This is a genomic window from Anoxybacillus sp. EFIL, assembly GCF_013096955.1.
GTDB lineage: Bacteria > Bacillota > Bacilli > Bacillales > Anoxybacillaceae > Anoxybacillus > Anoxybacillus ayderensis.
On record NZ_SDLH01000004.1, the window covers coordinates 179,385 to 205,002 of the forward strand.

Sequence of the window (25,618 nt, forward strand, 5' to 3'; positions counted from 1 at the left end):
CTGACCATTAGCCCCTTTTTTCTGTCGTTTCAATAATCGCCTCTTTCATGATCGCAATCATCGCCTCTAGCTGCTCAAACGTACTCGCTAACGGTGGCATGAAGACGATGACATCGCCAAGCGGACGTGTTAACATCCCTTTTTCTCTCATTTTTAACGTTGTTTTATATCCCATCCGTTCCGTCCATGGATACGGTTCATCGGTATGACGATCGCGCACAAGCTCGATGCCGCACATGAGCCCAAGCTGTCGCACATCACCGACATGATTGAGTTCATTAAACGATGCGAGCTGTTCGGCGACAAATGTCGCTTTTTGCTCAATTTGTTCAATGAGTCGCTCGCGCTCAAAAATTTGTATATTGGCTAAAGCAGCGGCACAGCCAAGCTGATTTCCTGTATAAGAATGTCCATGAAAAAACGTTTTAAACTCCGTGTAATCGCCATAAAACGCTTCATAAATCGTTTCCGTCGTCAACGTAGCGGCAATCGGCAAATAACCGCCCGTAATTCCTTTTGCAACTGTCATAATATCTGGTTTCACGTCTTCATGTTCAATCGCAAATCGTTTTCCTGTCCGTCCAAATCCAGTCGCCACTTCATCGACAATGAATAAGATGTGATAGCGGCGACATAATTGTTCGACTCCTTTTAAATACCCCGCTGGCATGACATGCATGCCACCCGCTCCTTGAATCATCCCTTCGACAATAATCGCAGCAATTTCTTCATGACGTTCGGCTAGTAGTGTTTCTAATGCATGCAACGCTTCATCGCGCACAACGTTTGGATCGTTGCTCGGATGGCGATAGACGAGCGGAAACGGTGCTTTATAGCTTGTAAACATAAGCGGTTCGTATACGGTATGAAAAAGATCAATTGCTCCGACGCTAATGGCGCCGACTGTATCTCCGTGATAACCATTTGTCAATGTGACAAATTTTTGTTTTTTATGTTCCCCGATGTTTCGCCAATATTGAAAGGCGATTTTGAGCGCAATTTCTACAGCTTCCGCTCCGCTGTCTGAATAAAACACGCGCGTTAAATGACTTGGCGTCCATTCAATTAATTTTTCTGCCAATGCAATCGCAGGAATATTCGCTGCGCCTAAAAGCGTCGAATGAGCAATTCGCTCAAGTTGAGCGCGAATCGCATCATCAATTTCTTTTTTGCGATGCCCGTGAACGTTTAGCCAAAGTGATGAATATCCATCATAATACGTTTTTCCGTTCACATCTGTTAAAAAAATCCCTTCCCCACTTTCAATGACGAGCGGATGTTGTTCATAATCTTTCATTTGCGTAAACGGCAACCATAAATATGTTTTGCTTTTTTCGATCCACTCGTTCATTGCCACCATTCCTCTCTCCATACAATGTCACTATCAGAAACGCTTGTCATATGCGGAATTTCACCAATTACCGGAACACCTGTCATCGTTTCAATCATCCGTATGTTGTCTTGTTCAATTTCATTTTTCGGTGTAGAAAAGCCGTTCATCACAATGCCGGCAATTTGCAAGCCAAACGCTTTCGCATATTCCACCGTTAACACCGTATGGTTAATTGTTCCGACGCTCGCTCGCGCAACGATAATGAGCGGAAGCGATAACAATCGAGCTAAATGAGCAACGAGAAGCGATTCGTCAACGATCGGAACAGCAATTCCCCCCGCCCCTTCGACAAGCACGAAATCATACGTTTGTTGCAGCTTTTGCATATGCTCCACAATACGTTCCGGCTCTATAGTTACCCCATCGATTTTTGCAGCTAAATGCGGAGAACAAGGGGTTTTTAATATGTATGTACATCCTTCTTCATCGGTAATATCAATGATTTTCCGATACATGTCCACATCAGGGGCAATCCATTTCCCCTCTTTCCATTGCGCTCCGCTTTGAACAGGTTTATAAGCCGTTGCGCGTATACGTTTATCGATCAGGGTGCGCAACATACAAGTGGTGACAAATGTTTTCCCTACATCTGTATCTGTACCTGTAATAAAAAATCCTCTCATCCTCTTCCTCCTCCTTTTTGTTAACTTATATTTTACGATAGTTAACAAAAAGAAACAATAAGAAAAGCGCAAAGCGCCCGCCTATCGGCGAAGAGCGCACAAGCCCCACCGAGGAGGCTGTCGCCGCCGCAGTGTGGGGCGGAGCGACTCGAGCCGATGGCGCTTGGAGCTAGACAGCTCCCCAAATCTGAAATTTTATACTTTCTTATCTTGTAAAAAAGCGTCCGAAAGTTATTCGGACACTTTTCCTTCTCTTTTTGCGATACACGCAGCAATTAAATCGCCATGAAAGCGACCGTTTTCAATAAAAATTTCATTCGCGTTATTTCCAGCGGCAATGACGCCGGCAATAAAAATACCTTCCACATTTGTTTCCATCGTTTCCGGATGATACATCGGCCGCCCTGTTTCAACATCGATATGAACGCCCATTTTCCTTAAAAAATCATGGTCAGGATGATATCCTGTCATCGCAAAAACGAAATCGTTTTTGATTGACTTCACTTCATCGTCAACGCGATAAATAACCGCGTCTTCCGTAATTTCTTGCACATGGGCGTTAAATTCCATTTGAATGATCCCTTGGCGTACAAGCGAGTCAAATTCGGGCAAAATCCACGGTTTAATGCTCGAAGAATATTGTGAGCCGCGATATAATACGGTGACGCGCGCCCCTGCTTTCACGAGTTCTAATGCTGCATCGACGCTTGAGTTTTTCCCACCAATGACGACGCAATCTGTATTGTAATAAGGATGTGCTTCTTTAAAGTAATGCGTCACTTTCGGCAAATGTTCCCCAGGCACGTTCATATAGTTCGGGTTGTCATAATATCCTGTCGCAATCACGACGTACGTTGCTTCGTACGTATGTTTGCTCGTTTCAACGATAAATGTTCCATCCGCTTGCTTCGTGACACGCTCTACTTTTTCAAACGCATGAACGCGAATGTTTTTTCGCGTCACCACTTCACGATAATAAGCAAGCGCTTGATTGCGTTTCGGCTTTCGATTTTCTGTAATAAACGGCACACCACCAATTTCTAACCGGTCACTCGAACTAAAAAAAGTTTGATGTGTCGGATAATGGTATATAGAATTCACGATATTTCCTTTTTCAATGACAAGCGGTGAAAAGTGCGCGTTTTGTAACGAGATCGCAGCAGCTAATCCACACGGTCCTCCACCAACAATAACGATTTGTTCTTTTTTCACTTGACGCTCACCTCAATGAAAAATCTCCTATCATACAATGATAGGAGATTTTTCGCATTCGTGCAAATATTAAATCCAGCCACGGAAACGGCAAGCTTCCGCCATTTTCCGCACCCCGACCATATATGCAGCTAAACGCATATCGACGCGACGTGTTTGCGACGTTTCATATACGTTATTGAACGCTTTTACCATCACTTTTTCGAGCTTTTCTTCTACTTCTTCTTCCGTCCAATAATAACCTTGGTTGTTTTGTACCCATTCAAAGTAAGAAACGGTAACTCCGCCAGCGCTTGCTAGGACGTCAGGAACAATTAAAATTCCGCGTTCTGTTAAAATTTCTGTCGCTTCTAATGTTGTCGGACCGTTTGCGGCTTCAACGACAATTTTCGCTTTAATGTTGTGCGCATTTTCTTCTGTAATTTGATTTTCAATCGCTGCTGGAACTAAAATATCACAATCTAACTCAAGCAACTCTTTATTTGTAATTGTATTTTTAAATAGTTTCGTCACCGTACCAAAGCTGTCGCGACGATCTAATAAGTAATCAATGTCAAGACCGTTTGGATCATATAAACCGCCGTATGCATCAGAAATGCCGATCACTTTCGCTCCCGCATCGTGCATAAATTTCGCTAAATAGCTTCCAGCGTTACCGAATCCTTGCACAACAACACGCGCGCCTTTTAAGTCAATGCCGCGCTTTTTCGCTGCTTCACGAATACAAATCGTAACCCCTTTGGCCGTAGCCGTTTCACGACCGTGCGAACCACCTAACACAAGCGGTTTTCCGGTGATGAACCCCGGCGAGTTAAATTCGTCAATGCGGCTATATTCATCCATCATCCACGCCATAATTTGTGAGTTTGTAAACACATCGGGCGCAGGAATATCTTTTGTTGGACCAACGATTTGGCTAATGGCGCGAACGTAACCACGACTGAGTCTCTCTAGCTCACGGAATGACATTGTACGCGGATCACATACGATTCCACCTTTTCCACCGCCATACGGTAAATCAACAATGCCACATTTTAAACTCATCCAAATGGAAAGTGCTTTCACTTCGCGTTCTGTTACGTTCGGGTGAAAGCGAATACCCCCTTTAGTTGGACCGACCGCATCGTTATGCTGTGCACGGTAGCCAGTAAACACTTTCACTGAGCCATCGTCCATGCGCACCGGAATTTTCACCGTTAACATGCGCAACGGCTCTTTTAACAGCTCGTATACTTCTTCAGGATATCCGAGCTTTTCAAGCGCTCTATGTATGACGATTTGCGTCGCTCGTAGGACATCATGTTTTTCTTCGTTGGTATGCTTTTCGGCTACCATTTGTAAACCTCCCATGACCTTTTGTAAAATATTGTCCGCCCTTCATGTCATAGTATACACCTTCTATGCGCATATGCAAAGAAGTTTTTATCGATTTTTTGTAATCGTTTTCAAAAAAAATCGCTCATTCACATCATTATACGAAAGAGATATAATGAGTGTACGCATAGAAAGGGGCGAAAAAATGAAAAAGCGAATTTTATTTTGCTTTGCACATCCGGATGACGAAACGTTTACTGTTGGAGGGTTGCTTGCTTCATTAGCGAAACGTGAAGATGTGGAAACCATTGTATATAGCGCCACGCTTGGCGATGCAGGAAAATGTGGGAATCCACCGGTTTGTACAAAAGAAGAACTACCTCACGTACGTAAAAAAGAATTAGAACAGGCGACAGTGATTTTAGGCGTCGATCATGTCATTACTGGTACATATCCAGATGGGAAGCTGCCTGAATATGAAAAACAACTTGTCGATTCGATTTGTCATATCATTGAACAATATAAGCCGTCCGTTGTCGTTACGTTTCCGCCACACGGCATTTCCGGTCATCGAGACCATCAAGCGATTCAACGAGCAACGTATCAAGCGGTCAAAGCAATGGATCATATCGTAGAACAGCTATATTACGTGACTGTCGTCGGTCGTCCGGATCGCTACGGTGATCCGATTGAAAATATTGATATTGTCTTCACGTTTACAGATGAAGAGGCAAAAAAAGTGCGTCAAGCGCTGCTCGCGCACCGTACGCAACATTTATCGGTCGAACGTGTATTTCCAACTGTTCATCATGATTCGTTTCATAAGTTTCAAAATCGCGAATACTTCATCCGCGCATGGTCAAAAGAAAGCGAGCCACCTTATCCATTTTAAAAATAACCTTCGCGTGTGAGCGAAGGTTATTTTTTCACAAAGTATTGATATAGCTGGGCGATCGCTTCATTTGCGATCAATTTTTTCCCGTACTCTTCGACACGATAAATCGTTAATGTGGACGGACTACCATATTCAGCCAAAATGGCAACAAAGTTATCTGTTTGAATGACAGATTCAGCAAAATGTAAATAAAAGCGTCCTTCATAACTGTAAAGCGAGCCACCATGGCAACCGAGCGAATAGAGACGCGTCGCTAATTGGATAACATCTTCAAACGTTTGAAATTCGAAAAATATATCATCGCTTTCATCTAGCGTGACTTGCATTTCAATATAATCATCGCTAAACTCGTCTTCCTCATCTGTCATCTCACCTTCGCTCGTTACGATGACAACCATCCCCTGTGCCGGTAAAGAGTACACTTCCACAGCGACCGACCCGTTAATTTCAAAGCCGAGCTCTTCACTTGCTTCCTCAATCATATCACGAAATAGCTCATGCACTTTGAACGTATCTTTCCATAAATCTTCTTTCGTTAAACCGCGCTCGACTAAATCGTCAAATGTGAGGAATATTTTAATTTTATTGTAGTTTAAGCGTTCAAGCCGCATAAACATCCCTCCTTACCTACACAGACTTTACTGTTAGCATATGACGAACGCATAAAAACGTTCGTCATATTACTAATGAGTTTACATCGTTTTCTCCCTTTTAGACAAGTATTTTTCATTCGATTTTAGCCATTCGTCCCATTGTTCTTTTGATTGTCCAAGAAAATGAGCACCGTACGTTTTTTTTATTTGCTCATCCACTTCATCAAACGCCCGTCCACCTACTCCAATACGAATAGATGGATACGTTTGTTTCAATTGATCGACAAGTTGTAGCGTCGCCTGTACGTTTTGTTGTAACGTGCACGATAAAAATATATAAGATGGCTTCACTTCATCAATGACAACAGGTAAGTCCTTTTGGTCAATACTTGCCCCTAAATAAATCGTTTCGTATCCTCTTCTGCGTAAGTATAAGGTAAAAATAAGCAGCCCAAGTTCATGCCATTCATTTGGCCCGCAAACTGAAATTGTTTTTGGTAACAAACGATTAACGGGTAGCATAGAAAAAGCCATTCCAAGTCGTGAACGTAAAAAAGCAGAGGCGAAATGTTCATGTGCACTCGTAATTTTTCCGTTTTCCCATAAGTCCCCGATCCGTACAAGAAGCGGACCTAATATATCAATTGCCACTTTTTCAACCGTATATAAGCTAAACGCCTCATTTAGCAATTCATGCGCTGTCCACTCTTCAAACGATAAAAGAGTTTGCAACAAACGTTCGCGAAGCCCAGTCACATGATCTTCTGCTTGCACGCGCACTTCTGAAGGTTGTTGTTCTAAGAGAGATACGGCTTGACTAATCGTAAAACCTTGATTCACTTTATCAACAAGCCATTTTAATATTTGGACTTGTTCCTCCGTATATAGCCGATGCCCAGCTTCATTGCGCGGTGGAGCGATGATTTGATAACGACGCTCCCATGCTCGTAACGTCCCAGGCTGAATGCCTAACATATTTGATACGGCTTTGACATTATACTTTCCTTCTTGCGTTGACATATAAAATCCTCCATCTTTCGCATCATTCTGTCAACATTATAGCGAACATGAGGGAGGTGTGTAAAATTTGTATAAGTTTTGCTTAACCTTTTTTATGTTCTAACTCGATCAAATGCGTCTCCGCACGCGCACCTAAACGAAGCGGAAGCGTCGTTGTTCCATATCCGTTGCTAACAAGTAGCATCGTTCCATTCACGTTTTGTAAACGTCCTTTTTCATATAAACCAAACGGACCGAAACGAATTTGCCCACCGTGCGTATGTCCGCTTAAAACGAGAGAAATGTTATGTTCTGGCGTTATTTTTTGAATGATGCGCGGATCATGACTAACAACGATGCGAAACGTCGCATCGCCCGCATCACTTAACGCCAAATCAAGCCGATCTCGCCTTTTATTCATATCGTCCACACCAAGTAAAGCGATGCGATCACCTTGCTCACTTTCAAATATGACCGCCGTATTATCTAATATTTTCACACCACTTTCAAGCAATAGGGCATCTAATTCATGGTAATCTACTTCATAATCATTATTTCCCCAAACAAAATAAACAGGGCCGAGCTGCTTTAACCATTCAATGTTTTGTTTGACACGTGAGAACGGTACTCCTTTTTCTGTTAAATCTCCGCCGATGACAACAAGATCGACTTTTCCTTTCAACGAGCGAATGAACGTTTCGGATAAACGCCGTCGATGAATATCTGAAATAAAGAAAATACGAAACCGAGAAAAGCTTTCCGGAAATGTCGGAAACGATAATGACTGAACAATGATCCGATTGCGATGCGCTTCGATCCACATGTATATGATGAAGCTAACGAACGCTATGACAACATACATCATTTCAATTTTCCCTCTCTTTGTATACACTCATTGACATCATACCATATACGAAAGAAAAGAGAAAAAAAATGACCGTTTTTTTCACATCAATGGCTGCTAATATCATAAACGTTACGAAAACACTGTACGAAAGAAAACATTCTTTTTGATTCATCGTCTCCTTTCGCCATGCCCGTAACGTATGCCAAATGGCCGTGCGAATTAAAACAGCATTGGCGATAAAACCGATCAAAAAACTAACAAGCGCAAAAAATGTTTTCATTGGATCAAAAATCATATCGGTCAAAAGCAATTCAAGTTCAAATGGTTCCACTGTTGGCGTCCAAGCAATCATAAAATAACCACAAGTCAAACCAATGATTAAAAAAAGCCACATATGTCTCCCTCCTTTTCTCACTGTATGAAACGAGAGAGCATGTGGTCACTTATTTTCATGGTAAAGCGAAATATCATATTTATCTTTTAGCCAAGCATAAAGAATATGTCGTTTTTCCCATGTTTCTTTTTGAAGTAACTCGCTACTTTTTTGAATCAACTCGCAGCGGAGTGCATGAAAATCTTGCTCCGCTTTTTCGCTTTTCTTTTTATAAAAAGAGACGAGCCAGCCAAATGATGAAATAAATGCAACAAACCAAAAAATACGTTCGTCAATAAGAGCCATCACGACTCGCTCCACAGACGTACGATGTAAAACGAAAACCGTTTGATATACATACATTCCAAATAAAGCGAGAGAAAATAAAAATAAACTGAATGACCACTTCATTCTTTTTTTCATATCGTCCCATTCTTTTTTGTGAGCGATGATGCGCTGTAAAATGACTTTTGTCACTTCATCTAATTCCATTGGGAAAATCATAGCCACCCCTACCGATCGTGTTTTACTACGATTGTATGTCCATCGGCAGAGGTGTATACCTTATTTTCCGTTCATATTTGGGATTTTTAATACTTGTCCTTTTTGGAGCTTCGTGCTCGTTAAACGGTTCCATTCTTTGATAAGGTCCATTCCTTTTTCATTTCCGTAATATTTCATCGCAATGCTATATAACGTTTCATTTTCTTGTACTGTATGATAAATAAAAGACGGCTCTGTTTCATCGGATCCATCTTCCTCTTGCTTTGCTTCATTTTCGAGCGGTTTTTGTTGTGGCATCTCTTCTTTTTGTTGATCGACGTCTATCGTTTCATAACTCTCGTCATCAATCGTCACAACTTGGATTGGGCGTTTGTCGACTAAATGGTATATGCTATAAATCGAAATCGGCAATAAAACGAAAAAGAGCGCAAGAATGCGAACGAGTGGGTGTTTTATTTTCCATTTCGTTTTTTTCTTTTTATGCACTTCACTTCGTGGTGGCAAATGAAGTTCGTCGCTCTCTTGTTGCTTATCGATACTTTCCATTTTTTTTCTCAAGTTTTCTGCTTGATCTTCACGCATCGTTATTCACCTCTTTTGTCCGATATCGAATGTGTAACGCTAAAATAAAATCAATGAGAAAGTGGGCAAAAATCGTAACCCATAAATTGCCCGTCCATTCATATATAAAGCCAATCCAAAAACTTAAACTGACGACAGCAACAAGAAGAAGCCATTTTCTCCAATAACGAATATGCAATAAACCGAAAATGACGCTCGCAAAAAGTAAGCCAACGTGCGTCTGAATGACACCGCGAAATAACAATTCTTCACAAAATGCAATTATTGCAGTCATAATAAAAATGTGCGGAACCGAGCGAGAACGAAATAGCTTTTCGTTAATCCCACCATCATCATACCACTGTTCAGGCACATAACGAATGAGTAAAAAATCGACAAAAAGAACGAGCGCTGCACAACCGCCACCATATAATAATATTTCCCGCACATCCCATTGCCATATCGCAAAAAATGTTGCAGGGGTAAATAAATATATGCCTAATGCGAGCGCAATAAGAAAAATAAGCGCTTGTGTGAAATACAAGTGATATACTATTTCCTGTTCACTTATTTCATTGGCGATCTCGATTTGTTTTTTAATCATTTGTCCTCCACCTTTATCGAAAACATCGCACGAAGCTCTTCGCGCCACGGGCGCAACCGCATTTGCGGAATATGTTTCACAGGAGCATTTACGTATATATGGGCACCACATCGGTCACAACAACGTTCATTCGGAAGTGGTTGTTGTTCAAAATAGGAAAGCATCGCACGCCGACGACAAGTTTGTTCGTGTACCCATCGTTGCATAAATATCCATTTGTTCATTTTTTCTTTTTTTCTTTGCTCGATATAGGCATACAGTTGTTTGGCTAATATGTGTATATCTTCTTGAGCATTCATTTGTTCTAACCAATATAAAAGAAGCCGTTGTTGTACATCTGTTAATCCCGTCTCTTTCTGTCCATGACGTAAAGCATCTAGCGCATAAACGATTTGCTCTTTTGTCGGAAATTCCGCATCGATCATCGCTTGTCCAAGTTGTTCGTCTCCTAGCGCATACAATAATATCGCTATACTTTCTTTTCCGTCTCGCCCGGCGCGTCCAACTTCTTGCCAATATGCTTCCGGTTGCGTTGGCAAATGAAAATGAATGACGAAGCGAACGTTCGGTTTATCAACACCCATTCCAAACGCATTCGTACAACAAATGACATCTAACTGATCATAAACGAACTGTTGTTGAATAAGAAGCCGCTGTTCGCCATCCATGCCTCCATGATAGTAGCCAACACGATGATCTCCATGTAACATGTTTGCTAACGTCTCTGCCCATTGCCGACTCGATACATAAACGATGCCTGGCTTAGGCAATATAGCGATAAGCTGTTTTAACACTTCTATTTTCTCTTCTAACGTATGGACGTATTGAACATATAAGCAAATGTTCGTCCGATCAAGTGGGTACATATGCTGTTTCACTTGATCAAGTTGAAGCGTTGCTACAATGTCATCAATCACTTGACAGGTTGCGGTTGCTGTTAGCGCTAAACAAGGCGGGTTGCCGAGCGTTTCACGAAGAAGACCGAGCTTTAAAAAATCCGGACGAAAATCGTGTCCCCATTGTGAAATACAATGCGCTTCATCTACAACAAACAACGAAATGTTTATACGCGTTAGCGCTTCAATGAGCAAAGGAGATTGTAAAATTTCAGGCGAAGCATAAATAAAACGGTACGATGCTAATTCATGTAGCACGTCTTTTTTTTCCCGATAGGAAAGAAAACGATTCAGTGCGACAACACGTTTTTCGCCGCGGTTTTTAAGCTGTTGTACTTGGTCTTCCATAAGGGAGACGAGCGGTGAAATAATTAGCACACTACCGTCCAATATGTAGCCAGGAAGCTGATAGCAAAGCGACTTTCCCCCACCGGTCGGAAGCATAGCGACACAATTTCGTCCGTTAAGCACATCTTCAATAATTTCTTTCTGTCCGATGCGAAACGAATCGTAGCCAAATCGCTCCTTTAATATGTTAATCATCTTCCTGATCCCACCTTGCTAGTGCGAGCCGAATTTCAAAATAAGAAACGTCTGGCAGCGCTTCTTTCATTGCCCGTAATTTTTTCGTTTTTAATTGTCGTGCCTGTTGTATAATGCGCTTACGTTTATTTTCCTCTAAAAATGGCGCTGTCACAAACGACGGGATATATGTCGCAATCTCTACAATATGATCTTCAATCGTTCCTTTTTTCAATCGCCGCAACTCGGCAATTTGTTCAATTGAATATCCTTCTTTTAACATTTCCCAAGTTTTTTGAGCTGAACTCGTTAATTGTGTGCGCGTTTGTTCACGCAATGAAAAGAGAAGCGGAAATGTTTCCTTTTCTTTTTCTATCGTCTCAAGTATAAAATGCAACACATTTTGAAACGATAGCGATACAGCTACATCTTCTTCTTTTATGGCATAAGCAATTTGTTCGTTCGTCCATCCGATGCGCTCATGACTTGTCAACCGCCAAACAAAAATGTTTGCGTCTTTTTCTTCTACACGGCTGAGTAGCTCATACATTTCTCCATATAACGACCGCGCGATCGTCTGCATATGTTTATGTTGAAAAAGCCATCGCTTTACAAATGATTGAATGCGCTCATCGCGATGTACGGGCTCAAACGACATACGATGAATGATGTTTGTGACCGTTTGAATAAGCAAAGAAAGTCTCTTCCAAAATAAAGAGGCTTCATTCATATATTTCCATCCATTCACGTAAGGAGGAAAGACAAAACGACGAAGTTCCTCTTTTCCACTTAAAGTTGTGCGATATATATGCTCGTCTACTTGTCTAATCCATCCGTTAGCTTCTAATTCGCGCGCCATATGAAGCAAACGAGAACGATCAATCGGCACTGTTCCAAATAGCCGACTAACGTTATACCATTTACTATCTTGCAACGTTTGCGCCGTTTTTTTCCCATTCAGCAAATGATCAATGGCAGCGAGTGACCGCTCACCACGAAAACGATCGATACAAAATAAAACGATGTGTTGTAACATGCAACATTCACTCCATTTTCCCTTTCATTTTACCAGATTAAGCGAAAGGATGTGAGGGAAAACTAAGGACTGATAAGCATTTTCAATGGAGTTTTTTATTGAAAAGTTGTCGGAACACATTTATTATAAAAGTGTGAGGAATACGTTTCCAACGTTTCATACGAAGCGATTGGTTCCATATAATTAAGGAGGGTCATTGTATGCCAAAGTACACAATTGTTGACAAAGAAACATGTATTGCCTGTGGTGCATGTGGAGCAGCTGCACCAGACATTTACGACTACGATGATGAAGGCATTGCGTACGTTACATTAGACGACAACCAAGGCATTGTGGAAGTGCCAGACGTATTAATCGATGATATGATGGATGCGTTTGAAGGCTGTCCAACAGACTCCATCAAAGTCGCGGACGAGCCATTTGATGGCGATCCAAACAAATTTGAGTAAGAGCACCGAAGGGCAAACTTCACATGAAGCTTGCCCTTTTCTTTTGTTCAGTCATTGTCACTACTTGTCCAATCGACTATAATAAAAAAGTATACATAATGAAAAGGAGGAATTTGGCATGGCGTTTGAAAACAAAGTTGTTGAAGCGTTTATTGAAATTCCAACGGGTAGCCAAAACAAATACGAATACGACAAAGAGCGTGGTGTGTTTAAGCTCGATCGCGTCTTGTATTCACCAATGTTTTATCCTGCTGAATACGGTTATTTGGAAAATACACTTGCGTTAGACGGTGATCCACTTGATATTTTAGTGATCGTCACAAATCCAACATTCCCTGGTTGCGTCATCGAAACGCGTGTGCTCGGCTACTTAAACATGGTAGACGGCGGAGAAGAAGATGCAAAATTAATCGGCGTTCCTGTTGATGACCCTCGCTTTGCTGATGTACGCAGCCTTGAAGACCTTCCGCAACATAAGTTAAAAGAAATCGCTCATTTCTTTGAGCGTTACAAAGACTTAGAAGGAAAGAAAACAGAAATTGGCACGTGGGAAGGTCCGGAAGCAGCAGCGAAACTTATTGAAGAATGCATCGCTCGCTACAATGAACAAAATAAATAAATGTCACGTTTGAAGCTGGCTTTTCGCCAGCTTTTTGTCTTTTTTCCGAACATTTATACATAAAAACGCTTTCATTTGTATGACCTTTCCGAAAGTTATTGACACATGTATACGGTTATGTTAAATTATCAGAAATTTAAAAACTTATGATTTGAAAGGAGCGGATATTTGTGGTTCGCATTTTAGTATCTGATGCGATGAGCGAAGAAGGTCTTGCCCCACTTCTTGCTGATCCAACGATTGAAGTCGTACAAAAGAAAGTCACAGAAGTCGAAGATGAGCTTGACACGTTTGATGCGTTGCTCGTTCGTAGCGCAACGAAAGTCACGGAACAACTACTTCAAAACATGCCGAATTTAAAAATTGTTGGGCGTGCTGGAGTCGGTGTCGACAATATCGACGTTGACGCAGCGACACGACATGGTGTTGTCGTCATTAACGCCCCAAATGGCAATACGATTTCTACAGCGGAACATACATTTGCGATGATGGCTTCATTAGTGCGCCGTATTCCACAAGCGCACATTTCGGTTAAATCACGTGAATGGAATCGTTCCGCTTTCGTCGGTGTCGAGTTATTCGGAAAACATTTAGGAATCATTGGCTTTGGGCGCATCGGCTCTGAAGTAGCGAAACGGGCGCACGCGTTCGGTATGCACGTCCATGTGTACGACCCATTTTTGACGAAAGCACGAGCAGAAAAAATTGGTGTCGATGTTTGCACGCTTGATGAATTGCTTGCGCAAGCGGATATCATTACAGTACATACACCGCTCACAAAAGAAACGAAAGGTCTTCTCGGCCCAAAAAACTTAGCAAAAACGAAAAAAGGTGTCTATTTAATTAACTGTGCGCGCGGTGGAATTATCGATGAACAAGCGCTTATTTCGTTTTTAGAAAACGGACACGTGGCAGGCGTCGCTCTCGATGTATTTGAACAAGAGCCGCCAGGAGATCATCCGCTTCTTTCGTTTGATAATGTCATCGTCACCCCGCATCTTGGGGCATCAACGATCGAGGCGCAAGTGAATGTCGCGACACAAGTCGCTGAAGAAGTATTAAAATTTTTACAAGGTAAACCCGTTACGTCGTCTATTAATTTACCAACATTATCAAAAGATGTGTACGAAAAAATTCAAGCGTTTTATACATTAGCTCGCAAAATGGGCATTGTTGCTTCCCAATATATGAGTGAACCTGTACAAGAAATTGCGATTACGTATTCCGGTTCCGTCGCCGATTTAGAAACGACATTTATTACACGTAGCTTGCTCGCTGGATTTTTAAAACCGCGCGTCGCTTCAACAGTCAATGAAGTGAATGCGGCAATGATTGCTAAAGAGCGCGGCATCGCCTTTAGCGAAAAGTTTTCAGCTAATGGTAATGACTATAACAACAGCATTACATTAACGGTATATGGTGAAAACAAAACGTTTACGATGAAAGGAACGCACATCGCCCACTATGGCGATCGCATCGTTCATTTTAACGGCTTTGCGATCGACTTTGCACCAGAAGGGCACCTACTATACATTCAACATCATGACAAACCGGGAATGATCGGAAAAGTCGGAAACATTTTAGGCGACCATCAAGTAAACATCGCAACGATGCAAGTCGGACGCCAAGAAGCGGGCGGAAAAGCGATTATGATGCTTTCGCTCGATAAACCGCTCGATGATGCACTCGTTGAAACACTCGAGAAAGTTGACGATATTGATGTTGTAAAAAGATTGGAAGTATAAAAGGTTCAGCCTCGTGGCTGAACCTTTTTTATCCAAGCGGAACGGCTTTTCTTTGTCCTTTCGAAAACGTCATAATTTCCGTGTAACCGACTGTTTTTGCGAGAGCGATCGCTCGATCATAATCCGCCCCAACATCTTGAGGAACATGTGCATCAGACGATAACACAATCGGAATGCCTTTGTCATAGCACATTTGCAGTAGACGAGGATCAGGGTATAGCTCTCCGACTGGTTTACGCAATCCTGCGGTACTAATTTCTACGCACGTTTTCGAGTTTGCTAGTGCTGTCGTTGCCCGATCGTACTGTTCAAGCAAAAATTCCTCATCTTCTGGCACGTATTTAAAAATTTTTACTAAATCTAAATGACCGATGATATCAAATAAGTTCGATTCAGCTAACGTCACGACTTGATCGAAATATTTTCGGTATGTATCGTATATATCCCGCCGATCCCATTCTTTTCGAAATTCAGCTAAATCAATGCCAAAGTCATCCACCCAATGAATCGAGCCGATGACATAGTCGAAATCATAAGCGCGAATAAATTGCGCCATTTCTTCATGCTTACCTGGCGTGTAGTCCATTTCAATCGACATTTTCACGTCAATTCCGGCATCCCACGCTTCGTGAAATAAACGAACGTAATCAGCCATATCATAATAGCGACGCTCTTCAATCCACGCATTCGATAAAATGTTTTTCGTTTGGTAAAAGTGATACGCATGTTCGGAAATACCGAAATGTTCAATGCCTTTTCGCGCGGCTTCGTCCGTAAATTGCTTCAAATAGTCGAGCGTTAACGTCCCGCGCTCTAAATGATTATGGTAATCTGTTAACATTGTTCTCTCCCCCTCTCTCATATTGTTTTACATTATATAGCACATCTCTCTCTTTTTCTAGTTATTTAATCCAACAAGAAACAATAAATGAATGCACGCGGCCATACCAACAACAACGAGCACTCGTTTCATCATGTCTTCCATCGTCTATTCCCTCCCGTTTGCGATAACCATATATGTTGTATGCAAAAATACGAACGGTTAGAACGATAGAAGGTTACATTTTACAATTGCTTTACAATGGGATAGAAAAGTGTTCCAGCGAGCGATTGCAAGAAATGTTGTTGCGCTTGATCATAGCTAATAAGCACACACGTAGCTGGACCAGCAGAAGCATGTAGCGGAAGGGAACAACGAAGTGGTCGTTCCCCATGCACAAGCTTCCACTCATGCCATATTCCTTTTGAGCCAACTGGAATGATTTCATATACACCATCTAACTGCAACAACGTGCGAAATAACGAAAGCGAAATGATCCGATCTTTTTTTTGTATAACCGCCTCACCAACGAGCGGCTCGCCAATGACCGCCCAACATGCATCCGTCGGTGTAACATTTATCCTTTTTCCTGTTTTGCGCACCGTGCCAACAGCTACAAAACCGACAGCTGATTGCATGAGCGGCATATTTGATTCGCTACTTCCTGTTATAGGGAGCGACAACTGCAATTCTTTCATCGTTTGTTGAACGCCTGCGACAAGTGCATGCCATGCATCGTCGTTCACAAAGTTTTGTAACACGAAAGCTTTTGGTGTTGCCCCTATACTCATCAGTTCCATCCATGCTACTCGCACCCCATAGTACGCAACAACATCGTATGGTACATTTACAACATCATCTTGTTTTAAGCCAATGCCACCTGAACAATCTGTCGCCAAAACAAGTTCGTTTTCTTCATCAAGCGGCACACATAATACGTCACGCATGCCGCTCCCCCCATACCCGTTGTAACGTTTTTGAAACGACAACAGCAATCGCTACATTGACCCCGGTAGCTAGTGCAAGAGAAGGGATGATGGACAGTACAAATGCTGGGCTTATGATCCATACAAAAGGCAACGGTGCAATCAATGCATTACCGATAAAAAAACATACATAACTAGAAATGAACCATCCTCTTCTCATCAACAAGCCAACAACGTATAAAAGAGATGCCATTTCAATAGCCACAAGTATATGAAAAGGCCCAAGCGGAAATCCGCCAAATAAAGCAGATACAATATGCCCCACACTTGCAACGACCGCCGCAGCTGTTGGACCGAGCAAAAACGCAGCGACAACTGCTGGAGCACTATCTAATGCAATACTTCCAATTGTAAAAGGAATTTTTATAAGTGAACCGATGACCGATAAACTAATAAACATAACGAGCAACGTGAAACGCCTCATTATGATTCACCCTTTTTTTCGTTTTTATCCCGAAACACGATCGCACTTCGTTCATATTCTACGTCTTTCACGTGTAAACGAGCATTGACAACGCGTGCAATGGCAAATAAATAGTCTGATAAACGATTCATATATTGTAAGACGACTTCGTTCGTTTGTTGTTGCTTCATTAGCGCAACGACACAACGTTCTGCTCTTCGAGTCACGGTACGTGCCATATGCAATGCTGCTGCTTGCGGCGAACCTCCCGGCAAAATAAAGCGTTCAAGCGGCGGCGCTTGTTGAATATATGCATCGATGCGTTCTTCTAAAAACGTCACCATTTCCGCCTTTACTTTGTATGGTATTTTTTCACCGACAATGGCCAAATCACCGCCACAATCAAAAAGTTCATGTTGAATGCGTTGCAATTCTTCATAAATGTCACGAAACTTCTCATCCTGTAATAACGTCATCGCCCAACCGATGACAGAATTCGCCTCATCAATCGTTCCGTACGCTTCAACACGTACATCGTTTTTATCGACTCGTCCTCCAACTAAACTTGTTTGTCCTTTATCCCCTGTTTTTGTATATAATTTCATGTTCTCCCTCCTATTTGATTCGTTCATTGATTCCACACCATACGTAATCGACACGGTTACATATGCTCGCTAACTGTTGATACGTCCAGCCAACCATATCTCTCCATGCCCGTTCATGCGCATCGATCGGCACGATACCTTGCCCAATATCGCAACCAATCCAAACAACCGTCCGTTCCCCCGCTTGTTCCCATCGCTTCCACGCGCACATATACGATCGAATCGCTTCCTTTTCATCGTCCGTATAAGGAAAAAAATATTCGCGAATCCAATGTTCTATTCCTTCAAGCACAACAACAGATGCGGTTTCATCATGTGGAAGCGGAAACATATTTTCATATGCACAATACCAACTGTATGATGTATGCGCGAATGAATAATGGACATTTACCCATTTTCGCTTCCCTTGAAATGCACCGCCGCTAACGAAATGCATCGCTTTCTCTCCTTCCATCGTTCCTTCGTATTATAAAGCGTTACTCCTTCGCCAAACGGAACGTGCCATTCCCAAAACGGACGGATGTCTGGTGCGTACTTCGATAATATATAACGAATCACACCGCCGTGCGTCACAACGACAACATGTGAAACGGATCGATAAATCGCATCGCTAACCGCTTGTTCAATACGAGCTTCAAACTGAGCAAACGTCTCACCGTTTGGAGGCGCATAGCGAAACGGATCGTCTAACCAACGACGATACGCCTTGGCCGTTTGCAATTGTTCATACGTTTTTCCTTCAAAATCACCAAAATTCAGTTCTCGCCAACGATAAGAACATTCAATGACGTGATTCGGAAACAACAAATGCGCCGTTTGGCGACAACGGAGCAAATCGCTTGTCATGACGATTTCTGGCTTCAGCTCATGCGACACATTTTTCGGCTGAATTACTGGCACATTCGTCCAACCGATATATTGTTTCGCTTCATTTTCTTTCGTTACAAAATGGCGAACATATGTAATAGCCAAATGACGAGCCATAAAAACGTTTCGCCTCCTTCAACAAACGCCCCAAGCACATCGCCTGTAATTCCACCAAATTGCTTCACAGCAAACGCACGCGCGACAACATAAAACAACATAAGCGCAAAAAACAATATGATCGTTTCACGCGATAATAAAACAATGAATGCGTACACCATAACGAAAGGTACATAGCGGTGATCGACATGTTGACGAAATGCGGCTGCCATCCCTGTCTGTTTCGCAAGCGGCGTCGTCAATAAAAGCAACGTCATGCCAAGACGTGAAAGTAACGGAATGCAAAAAAGAGAAAACAACGACACGTGCGCAACGGTCTCAAATAGAAAAACGAAACGGAAGCCAAGTAAAAATAAAATGGAGAGCACCGCAAACGCCCCGACGCGCGAATCGCTCATAATATCAAGACGACGCTGTCGATCGCGATATGAAAAATACGCATCGCTGCAATCCATCCATCCGTCAGCATGCAAACCTCCGGAAAGAAAAATAGAAAAAAACATGAGCAAAAATGATAAGACGAGCACAGATACATGATGAAACATGAACATGTACAAAACAACGAGAACCGCTCCAATCATCGCACCGACGAACGGAAACGACAGAACAGACGCGCGCGCTGTTCGCTCATTCCAGTCCACTTGCATACGGAGCGGAAGCACAGTTAAAAATTGTGCAGCCAACATTACACCACGCCACATGGCCATCTTCCTTTCTTTACAATCGGCAATCCGTAACGCATCAAAATCGCCACATCGCTTAATGTAACAAGATGTTGGTGCAATAAACCGAGACCGTGCATATACATATACGTTCCTCGTTCATTAGGTACACCGTCATAAAACACTTCATTACTTACAATGATTAGTCCTTTAGCTTTGTCACTTAACTGTTTCATTTGTTGAACGATGCGCGGTACTTTTCCATGTACATCCCATATATGATCGCGAAACAACTCATTTGCCCATAAATTCGTCAAGCAATCAAGCAGCACGATATCACGTTTGGAAAACATAGAAATGATGCGATCGAGATCATACGGCTGTTCCCACGTTTGCCACCGATCACGTTTTCGTTGCTTTTGATGATGCGCAATGCGCGCCTCCATTTCTTCATCTGTGCGCATCGCTGTCGCAATATAATGAAGTGAATGTGTTGCTTCCACCATTGTTTTTGCCCATTGTTCTGCAAATGAAGATTTTCCGCTACGCACCCCACCGCTAATAAATACGATCATTTATGCCACCTCCTTAAATAAGAAAGGAGACGATCGTTCTCTTCTTTCGTTCGAATCGCCAAGCGGATATATTTTCCGTCCAGTCCTTGAAAATTAAACGTATGGCGAGCGACGATACCTTGTTGCAACAAAAAAGGAAAAAGCGTCATCGTCTCATCATGCAACATATAAAAATTGACAACAGACGGTGAATAGCGATAACCGAGCTCAGTAAACTGTGAAAATATTCGTTTTCGCTCTGATGCGATATATGTTTTTGTTCGTTCGACAAATGCCTCATCGTTCAATAATTGTTTTCCGATTTGTTGAGCGATCGTGTTCACGCTCCATGGCGGTTGCTTTTCCGTTAACTTTTTTACGACATGCTCATGTGCTAACACATAACCGAGCCGTACACCTGCCAATCGGTACATTTTCGTTAATGACCGTAGCACAATTAAACGATCAAATGTGTGCAAAAAAGAAGAAACGGAATAACCATCGAGCCAAAAATCGTAAAACGCTTCATCGACAATAACATATACCCCTTCATCATGTGCTGCTTTTAATAAAGCATACATCGTTTCTTTCGGCCATATCGTGCCTGTTGGATTGTTCGGATGACAAACGAATAGCGCGTGTAAAGACGGCAAGCTTTCTATCATTTGTTCGATCGGTGGTTGCCAATGTTCATCTAACATAAACGAGTGAACGATACAACCGTAAGCTTCACATGCGCGACGATATTCTGTAAACGTCGGCTCAATGATGCCAATATGTTGACCGGCAAATTGTTCAGCAAGCAAATAAATGCATTGGGCAGCACCATTTCCGATAAATACATGGCTGCGCGCGACACGCTCTCGTTCAGCAATCATCGTTTGAAGCGATTCACTTCGCTCCTCTGGATACTCGCTCATCCAACGTAACCACTGCTGTTCTGCTAGTATATATTCGTACTGCATTGGATTGACATTGACGCTAAAATCAATATATGAGCTCGGCATATTCATTTGCATCGCTTCATATAAACGATGTGGATTAGCCCCATGTGCAGGCAAGCGCAAGCAAACTCCCTCCTATCGTAAAAGCAACGGTCGTGCGTATCATGATTGCCACCGCTCGTTTAATGTGCCGAGCAGTAAGCGGAACAGACGCATCTCCAATCGTTGGCCGGACGGATACGACACCGTAATATGTGTTTACTCCTCCGAGTTGAACATGTAACAACGCAGCCATCGCCGCTTCGCACCATCCGCTATTTGGACTTGGGTGATTGCGCGCATCGCGAAATAATAGTTTCCATGCTCGTTTATTTGCACGATGAACAAACAGCATAACGAACGCTGTTAGTCTAGCAGGAATGTAATTAAGCACATCATCAAATCGAGCCGATGCCCAACCAAATTGAGCATATCGCTCGTTTTTATAGCCGAGCATCGAATCGCACGTATTTACAGCGCGATACAACATCGCTAACGCTCCCCCGCCAATAAAAGCATAAAAAAGAGGGGCAGTTACTCCGTCGCTCGTATTTTCGGCTACTGTTTCCACGCATGCACGTACGATCCCTTCTTGTTGTAACGTTTTTGTATCACGCCCGACAATCATTCCCACGTTTTTTCGAGCTTCATCAATATCCCCTCTTTCTAACGGATCGAGGACATCGTACGCTGCGTTCGCTAAACTGGTTGGCGCAATCGAAGTAAAAATGATCATTGCTTCAATGAATATGCCGAATATAAATGAAAGTCGGTAGGCGCTAACAATCAGTCCGTAACTTATGATCAACGTCACCGTACAAACGACAAACAGCGTGAATATTCCTTTTCCTTTTCTCCATCTTCCTTTGTTCAAATGACGATCCATGAACGCAATCATTTGCCCAATCCAACAAACAGGATGAAATCGACGAGGATCAGCAAATATGCGATCGAGCAAAAGCGCAAGCCACACCGCCCATATGTGCGTCATCGACTTTCACCCTTTCGCTTTCGGTAGCGATCAATGGCTGTTTGCGTCGCTTCATATACAAGACGAGCGATTTGTTTGCCGATCGATGTAATCGTTCCAGCGTATTCATAATACGTTCCTTGTTGAGACGCAGCGATGACCGTCGAATCTGTCGATGTTCCTGTCGCAATGGTGTGGGTTTGGGGATCGATGACTTGTTTATCGTACAGCGCCTTTGCTTTTGCTTCTGTTGCGGTCATTAACGCTTGCACAAACGCAGCTTCTGATAAGTGTGCATCAATAAAAATAAACGTATTAATCGTGCCCGGAGAAGCGACTACATCTGTACGACGCCACGCCTGTGCACTATCAACCGCATTTCCAACCCCTGCCGTTACGGCAACGAAAAGGCGAACATCTTCATAAACAGACGCAAACGCGACATCATTTACACAAACAGCAGTCATCATCCCAACGGTCCACTGCTCATCAAAACCGTGTTGCCGCAAAAATTGAATCATCTCTTCCTTTGCATCATCACAACGATAATCAAGCGGAACATGCCGATTGACAAACGTTGTTGCCCAGCGCGTTCCACCGCCAACGAGCGCAGAGGAAAGCACTTTAAACGGTTTCGCTGTTTCAATGACGATCATCGTTTCATTTTGCTTGACATGCCATAGCACATCATTCATAGGCTGCTCTAAAAACGGAACGAACGTCACAAGCGGTTTTGGCAACACCGGATGCTCATATCGTTTCATGTTTGTTTCAAATACGGATGCAATCATCGATTCATTTAACAACTCTTTCGGTGTACCGCATGCAACAGCTTTTCCATCTCGCAAAAAAAGAAGGCGATCACAATAGAGCGATGCAATGTTTATATCGTGAAAAATAGCAACGATCGTCAGCTGCGATTGCTTTAATAAATTAAGCAATTTAAATTGTTGCGCCACATCCATATGGTTTGTCGGTTCATCTAAGAGCAATACATGCGGTTGTTGCGCCAGCGCTCGAGCAAGCGCGGCACGCTGACGTTCTCCACCGCTTAACTGCTCTAATAAAGCGTGTTTTTTATGCGCCAATGTCACCGCATGGAGTGAGTCGCTAACAACTTGCTCATCTTCCTTTGTCCATTTCGGAAAAAGAGTTGATTGATAAGGATAGCGACCGAGCTCAACCATTTCTTTCACTGTATATCCAAACGAAACATCTGTATGTTGCGGCAACGTAGCGATCAATTTTGCATATTGTTTCGGCTTATATGTTTCAATATGTTGACCACAAACAAAAATGTCCCCTTGCTGTAAAGCAAGTTCGCGGCTTAACAGTTTTATTAACGTCGTTTTTCCTGACCCGTTCGGACCTAAAATACCGAAAAACTCTCCTTCATATACTGTAAATGAAACATGTCGTAATACTTGTTTTTCACCATATCGATACGAAACATCCTTTACATCAATCATGTTGATCCCGTCTTCCGTCTTAAACTTTTAAACAACAATATCGCGAATAAAGGGGCGCCGATGAGGGCGGTAATGACCCCGATCGGCAACTCTCGCGGTGAAACGATCGTTCGCGCGACGACATCCGCCAATACTAAAAACGTTCCGCCGTATAAAAAGGAGAGCGGCAACAATTTTCGATGGTTCGCCCCGCAAATGAGACGAGTCATATGGGGAATAACGAGCCCGACAAATCCAATCGTTCCTGATACAGCTACCGCCGCTCCTGTAAGCAAGGAAGCGCTAAGTAAAATCGCTAGCTTTTTTTGTAACAAATGTACGCCAATATTGGCAGCGACTCGTTCACCGAATGAAAAGGCGTTTAACTCGCGAATATGTGCAAATAAACCGAGAGAACCGATGATAAAAAACGGAACAAATAAAGACACGTACGACCAGCCGCGCATCGCGACGCTCCCCATGAGCCAGCTAATAACTTGACGCAACTCTTCGCCGCTAAAAGCGACCATAAGCGAAATGAGCGAACCGAAAAACGCATTCATGATAATGCCGATTAAAACAATCGTCTCCATCGCCATATTTCGTTCCGCAAGCCGTGCAAATAATAAAACAAACAATAATGTCACGAGCGCAAATATAATGCTGACGATCGGGAGCGTAAAACGCCCGAGAATCGAAAACTGAAGATGAAAGAAAAAGACAAGCACGGCGCCAACGGCTGCCCCAGACGACACCCCGATGGTATACGGATCAGCAAGAACGTTTTTCAAAAGCCCTTGAAACGCTACCCCTGCAAGTGCTAAAGATGCCCCGATCAGAAAGGCGAGTATGACTCTCGGTAAACGAATCGCAACAATAATTTGCGAAACGGTGGCAGGAACATTTGTCGGCGTATGAAACAACTGATGTAATAGCGTCTCCCATATAGAAGAAAAGGGAATCGATTGTGATCCAATCGATACCCCTAACAACAAAGCAAACGTTGCAATAAGCGATGCGCTCATGTAATTATTTAAAAATGTCTGGATAAACGACTTTGGCAATTTCTTCGACCCCTTCAGCTAAACGTGGTCCCGGACGAGAAACTAAATCAGAATTGACATCGTATACTCGTTTATTTTTAATTGCAGGGACATCTTTCCAAGCTGGGCGAGCGAGCACTTGCTCGACAGCGTTCGGTGTGTAATAACCGTATGTTGTAATAATGACATCTGGATTTAGCGCCACTGCATCTTCTTCTGTAAACATCGGCCATCCTTCTTGATCGCCTGCTGCATTTTTCGCATGAATGATCGTTAACATTTCATCCATAAATGTTCCTTTTCCAGCGGTATAAATTTCAGGTGCAGGAGAAACTTCCACCCAAACGGTTGCTTCTTCCTTTACTTCTTTTGCTTTTTCAGCAATGGCATCAATTTTTTGCTTCATTTGCTGCACAACATCGGCTGCCTCTTTCTCTTTCCCTGTCGCTTTCCCGATCAGTTCAATCGACGCATATACATCATTGAACGATGTGGCGTTTGGCACTACAATAACTGTAATGCCTGCATCTTTTAATTGCTTTAATCCTTCCTCAGAATTGTGAGCGCTTGATGCATGCGCAAGCACAACGTCTGGTTGAAGTGAAATAATTTTTTCAACATTAAACTCCATACCACCAATTTTTTCTTTGTTTTTCACATCTTCTGGATAGTTATCAAAATCGCTTACACCGACAATTTTGTCACCAAGCCCTAACGCGTATGCAATTTCTGTATTGCTCGGAATGAGCGAAACAATTTTTTTCGGTTCTTTTTCAATCGTGACATCGCCAACCGCATCTTTTACCGTAACCGGAAATGCAGCCTCCTCTGTTTTCGCCTCTTGCTTCGTTTCTTTTGCTGGCTCCGCGTTATTGCTGCACGCTGCTAATCCGAGCGTCAATACGAGCGCAAGAAGCCACACATATTGTTTCCACTTCTTCATCGTTTTTCCCCCTTTTATGTATATCAAATAAA

30 protein-coding genes are annotated in these 25,618 nt (G+C 42.7%); 4 read left to right on the forward strand and 26 right to left on the reverse strand.

The window, feature by feature from the left end:
• Positions 1–7 precede the first annotated feature (7 nt).
• The 4 genes from bioA to ES017_RS08645 all read right to left on the reverse strand — a co-directional run bounded on the left by bioA (position 8) and on the right by ES017_RS08645 (position 4,563).
• Entirely contained in the window at positions 8–1,372 is a 1,365-nt protein-coding gene (gene bioA / locus ES017_RS08630) for an adenosylmethionine--8-amino-7-oxononanoate transaminase (RefSeq protein WP_042894173.1), read from the reverse strand.
• Positions 1,348–2,016 (reverse strand): dethiobiotin synthase, encoded by a 669-nt coding sequence (gene bioD, locus ES017_RS08635; protein ID WP_171335002.1) that lies wholly within the window; start codon positions 2,014–2,016, stop codon positions 1,348–1,350. Before bioD ends, bioA begins: the two co-directional genes overlap by 25 nt.
• A gap of 231 nt (positions 2,017–2,247) precedes the next feature.
• Positions 2,248–3,228 carry a YpdA family putative bacillithiol disulfide reductase gene (locus ES017_RS08640; RefSeq protein WP_021095030.1) on the reverse strand — a complete coding sequence of 327 codons (981 nt, stop codon included), beginning with the start codon at positions 3,226–3,228 and terminating at the stop codon, positions 2,248–2,250.
• A 69-nt stretch (positions 3,229–3,297) separates the two neighbouring features.
• The gene (locus tag ES017_RS08645) at positions 3,298–4,563 is read right to left on the reverse strand and encodes a Glu/Leu/Phe/Val family dehydrogenase (RefSeq protein ID WP_006319394.1); all 1,266 of its coding nucleotides are present in this window, start codon (positions 4,561–4,563) and stop codon (positions 3,298–3,300) included.
• A gap of 184 nt (positions 4,564–4,747) precedes the next feature.
• Here ES017_RS08645 and ES017_RS08650 point away from each other — a divergent pair, with 184 nt between their 5' ends.
• On the forward strand, positions 4,748–5,434 hold the full coding sequence (locus tag ES017_RS08650; RefSeq protein ID WP_021095031.1) for a PIG-L deacetylase family protein: 687 nt from the start codon (positions 4,748–4,750) through the stop codon (positions 5,432–5,434).
• Positions 5,435–5,460: 26 nt separating this feature from the next.
• Here ES017_RS08650 and ES017_RS08655 read toward each other — a convergent pair whose 3' ends face one another.
• The 9 genes from ES017_RS08655 to ES017_RS08695 form a co-directional block, all read right to left on the reverse strand.
• On the reverse strand, positions 5,461–6,048 hold the full coding sequence (locus tag ES017_RS08655; protein ID WP_021095032.1) for a genetic competence negative regulator: 588 nt from the start codon (positions 6,046–6,048) through the stop codon (positions 5,461–5,463).
• Between the two features lie 81 nt (positions 6,049–6,129).
• The gene (locus ES017_RS08660; RefSeq protein ID WP_171335003.1) at positions 6,130–7,050 is read right to left on the reverse strand and encodes a MerR family transcriptional regulator; all 921 of its coding nucleotides are present in this window, start codon (positions 7,048–7,050) and stop codon (positions 6,130–6,132) included.
• Between the two features lie 82 nt (positions 7,051–7,132).
• On the reverse strand, positions 7,133–7,894 hold the full coding sequence (locus tag ES017_RS08665) for a metallophosphoesterase (RefSeq protein WP_021095034.1): 762 nt from the start codon (positions 7,892–7,894) through the stop codon (positions 7,133–7,135).
• A gap of 1 nt (position 7,895) precedes the next feature.
• On the reverse strand, positions 7,896–8,270 hold the full coding sequence (locus ES017_RS08670) for a hypothetical protein (RefSeq protein ID WP_171335004.1): 375 nt from the start codon (positions 8,268–8,270) through the stop codon (positions 7,896–7,898).
• A 45-nt stretch (positions 8,271–8,315) separates the two neighbouring features.
• Complete coding sequence (locus ES017_RS08675; RefSeq protein WP_042535533.1) at positions 8,316–8,753, reverse strand: YpbF family protein; 438 nt, start codon at positions 8,751–8,753, stop codon at positions 8,316–8,318.
• 60 nt (positions 8,754–8,813) lie between these two features.
• Positions 8,814–9,335 (reverse strand): LysM peptidoglycan-binding domain-containing protein, encoded by a 522-nt coding sequence (locus tag ES017_RS08680; protein WP_021095037.1) that lies wholly within the window; start codon positions 9,333–9,335, stop codon positions 8,814–8,816.
• Positions 9,328–9,918 carry a CPBP family intramembrane glutamic endopeptidase gene (locus ES017_RS08685; protein WP_021095038.1) on the reverse strand — a complete coding sequence of 197 codons (591 nt, stop codon included), beginning with the start codon at positions 9,916–9,918 and terminating at the stop codon, positions 9,328–9,330. The genes ES017_RS08680 and ES017_RS08685 overlap by 8 nt, the downstream gene beginning before the upstream one ends.
• Positions 9,915–11,357 (reverse strand): RecQ family ATP-dependent DNA helicase, encoded by a 1,443-nt coding sequence (locus ES017_RS08690; RefSeq protein WP_084555739.1) that lies wholly within the window; start codon positions 11,355–11,357, stop codon positions 9,915–9,917. Before ES017_RS08690 ends, ES017_RS08685 begins: the two co-directional genes overlap by 4 nt.
• Positions 11,350–12,372: a YpbB family protein gene (locus tag ES017_RS08695; RefSeq protein ID WP_021095040.1), complete on the reverse strand. Its 1,023-nt coding sequence runs from the start codon at positions 12,370–12,372 to the stop codon at positions 11,350–11,352. The genes ES017_RS08690 and ES017_RS08695 overlap by 8 nt, the downstream gene beginning before the upstream one ends.
• Before the next feature lie 200 nt (positions 12,373–12,572).
• Here ES017_RS08695 and ES017_RS08700 point away from each other — a divergent pair, with 200 nt between their 5' ends.
• From ES017_RS08700 to serA, 3 genes are all read left to right on the forward strand, one after another.
• Positions 12,573–12,821 (forward strand): ferredoxin, encoded by a 249-nt coding sequence (locus ES017_RS08700; protein WP_003394452.1) that lies wholly within the window; start codon positions 12,573–12,575, stop codon positions 12,819–12,821.
• Between the two features lie 118 nt (positions 12,822–12,939).
• Positions 12,940–13,440 (forward strand): inorganic diphosphatase, encoded by a 501-nt coding sequence (locus ES017_RS08705; protein ID WP_021094541.1) that lies wholly within the window; start codon positions 12,940–12,942, stop codon positions 13,438–13,440.
• 170 nt (positions 13,441–13,610) lie between these two features.
• Entirely contained in the window at positions 13,611–15,185 is a 1,575-nt protein-coding gene (gene serA, locus ES017_RS08710) for a phosphoglycerate dehydrogenase (protein WP_021094540.1), read from the forward strand.
• A 28-nt stretch (positions 15,186–15,213) separates the two neighbouring features.
• Here serA and ES017_RS08715 read toward each other — a convergent pair whose 3' ends face one another.
• From ES017_RS08715 to ES017_RS08775, 13 genes are all read right to left on the reverse strand, one after another.
• Entirely contained in the window at positions 15,214–16,026 is an 813-nt protein-coding gene (locus ES017_RS08715) for a histidinol-phosphatase (RefSeq protein ID WP_021094539.1), read from the reverse strand.
• Between the two features lie 224 nt (positions 16,027–16,250).
• The gene (locus ES017_RS08720) at positions 16,251–16,952 is read right to left on the reverse strand and encodes an ATPase (RefSeq protein WP_171335005.1); all 702 of its coding nucleotides are present in this window, start codon (positions 16,950–16,952) and stop codon (positions 16,251–16,253) included.
• Positions 16,945–17,415: an ECF transporter S component gene (locus ES017_RS08725; protein WP_035063088.1), complete on the reverse strand. Its 471-nt coding sequence runs from the start codon at positions 17,413–17,415 to the stop codon at positions 16,945–16,947. The genes ES017_RS08720 and ES017_RS08725 overlap by 8 nt, the downstream gene beginning before the upstream one ends.
• Complete coding sequence (locus ES017_RS08730; protein WP_021094536.1) at positions 17,415–17,999, reverse strand: cob(I)yrinic acid a,c-diamide adenosyltransferase; 585 nt, start codon at positions 17,997–17,999, stop codon at positions 17,415–17,417. The genes ES017_RS08725 and ES017_RS08730 overlap by 1 nt, the downstream gene beginning before the upstream one ends.
• Before the next feature lie 10 nt (positions 18,000–18,009).
• Positions 18,010–18,435, reverse strand: coding sequence for a bifunctional adenosylcobinamide kinase/adenosylcobinamide-phosphate guanylyltransferase (locus ES017_RS08735; RefSeq protein WP_021094535.1), 426 nt, complete (start codon positions 18,433–18,435; stop codon positions 18,010–18,012).
• Entirely contained in the window at positions 18,387–18,983 is a 597-nt protein-coding gene (locus tag ES017_RS08740; RefSeq protein ID WP_021094534.1) for a histidine phosphatase family protein, read from the reverse strand. Before ES017_RS08740 ends, ES017_RS08735 begins: the two co-directional genes overlap by 49 nt.
• Positions 18,941–19,690 carry an adenosylcobinamide-GDP ribazoletransferase gene (locus tag ES017_RS08745; RefSeq protein ID WP_035063087.1) on the reverse strand — a complete coding sequence of 250 codons (750 nt, stop codon included), beginning with the start codon at positions 19,688–19,690 and terminating at the stop codon, positions 18,941–18,943. Before ES017_RS08745 ends, ES017_RS08740 begins: the two co-directional genes overlap by 43 nt.
• Entirely contained in the window at positions 19,669–20,220 is a 552-nt protein-coding gene (locus ES017_RS08750) for a bifunctional adenosylcobinamide kinase/adenosylcobinamide-phosphate guanylyltransferase (protein ID WP_021094532.1), read from the reverse strand. Before ES017_RS08750 ends, ES017_RS08745 begins: the two co-directional genes overlap by 22 nt.
• The gene (gene cobD, locus ES017_RS08755) at positions 20,217–21,266 is read right to left on the reverse strand and encodes a threonine-phosphate decarboxylase CobD (RefSeq protein ID WP_021094531.1); all 1,050 of its coding nucleotides are present in this window, start codon (positions 21,264–21,266) and stop codon (positions 20,217–20,219) included. The genes ES017_RS08750 and cobD overlap by 4 nt, the downstream gene beginning before the upstream one ends.
• Complete coding sequence (cbiB, locus tag ES017_RS08760) at positions 21,241–22,173, reverse strand: adenosylcobinamide-phosphate synthase CbiB (RefSeq protein ID WP_021094530.1); 933 nt, start codon at positions 22,171–22,173, stop codon at positions 21,241–21,243. Before cbiB ends, cobD begins: the two co-directional genes overlap by 26 nt.
• Positions 22,170–23,621 (reverse strand): adenosylcobinamide amidohydrolase, encoded by a 1,452-nt coding sequence (locus ES017_RS08765; protein ID WP_021094529.1) that lies wholly within the window; start codon positions 23,619–23,621, stop codon positions 22,170–22,172. The genes cbiB and ES017_RS08765 overlap by 4 nt, the downstream gene beginning before the upstream one ends.
• Positions 23,618–24,664 carry a FecCD family ABC transporter permease gene (locus tag ES017_RS08770; protein WP_035063084.1) on the reverse strand — a complete coding sequence of 349 codons (1,047 nt, stop codon included), beginning with the start codon at positions 24,662–24,664 and terminating at the stop codon, positions 23,618–23,620. Before ES017_RS08770 ends, ES017_RS08765 begins: the two co-directional genes overlap by 4 nt.
• Positions 24,630–25,586 carry an ABC transporter substrate-binding protein gene (locus ES017_RS08775; RefSeq protein ID WP_021094527.1) on the reverse strand — a complete coding sequence of 319 codons (957 nt, stop codon included), beginning with the start codon at positions 25,584–25,586 and terminating at the stop codon, positions 24,630–24,632. The genes ES017_RS08770 and ES017_RS08775 overlap by 35 nt, the downstream gene beginning before the upstream one ends.
• Positions 25,587–25,618 lie beyond the last annotated feature (32 nt).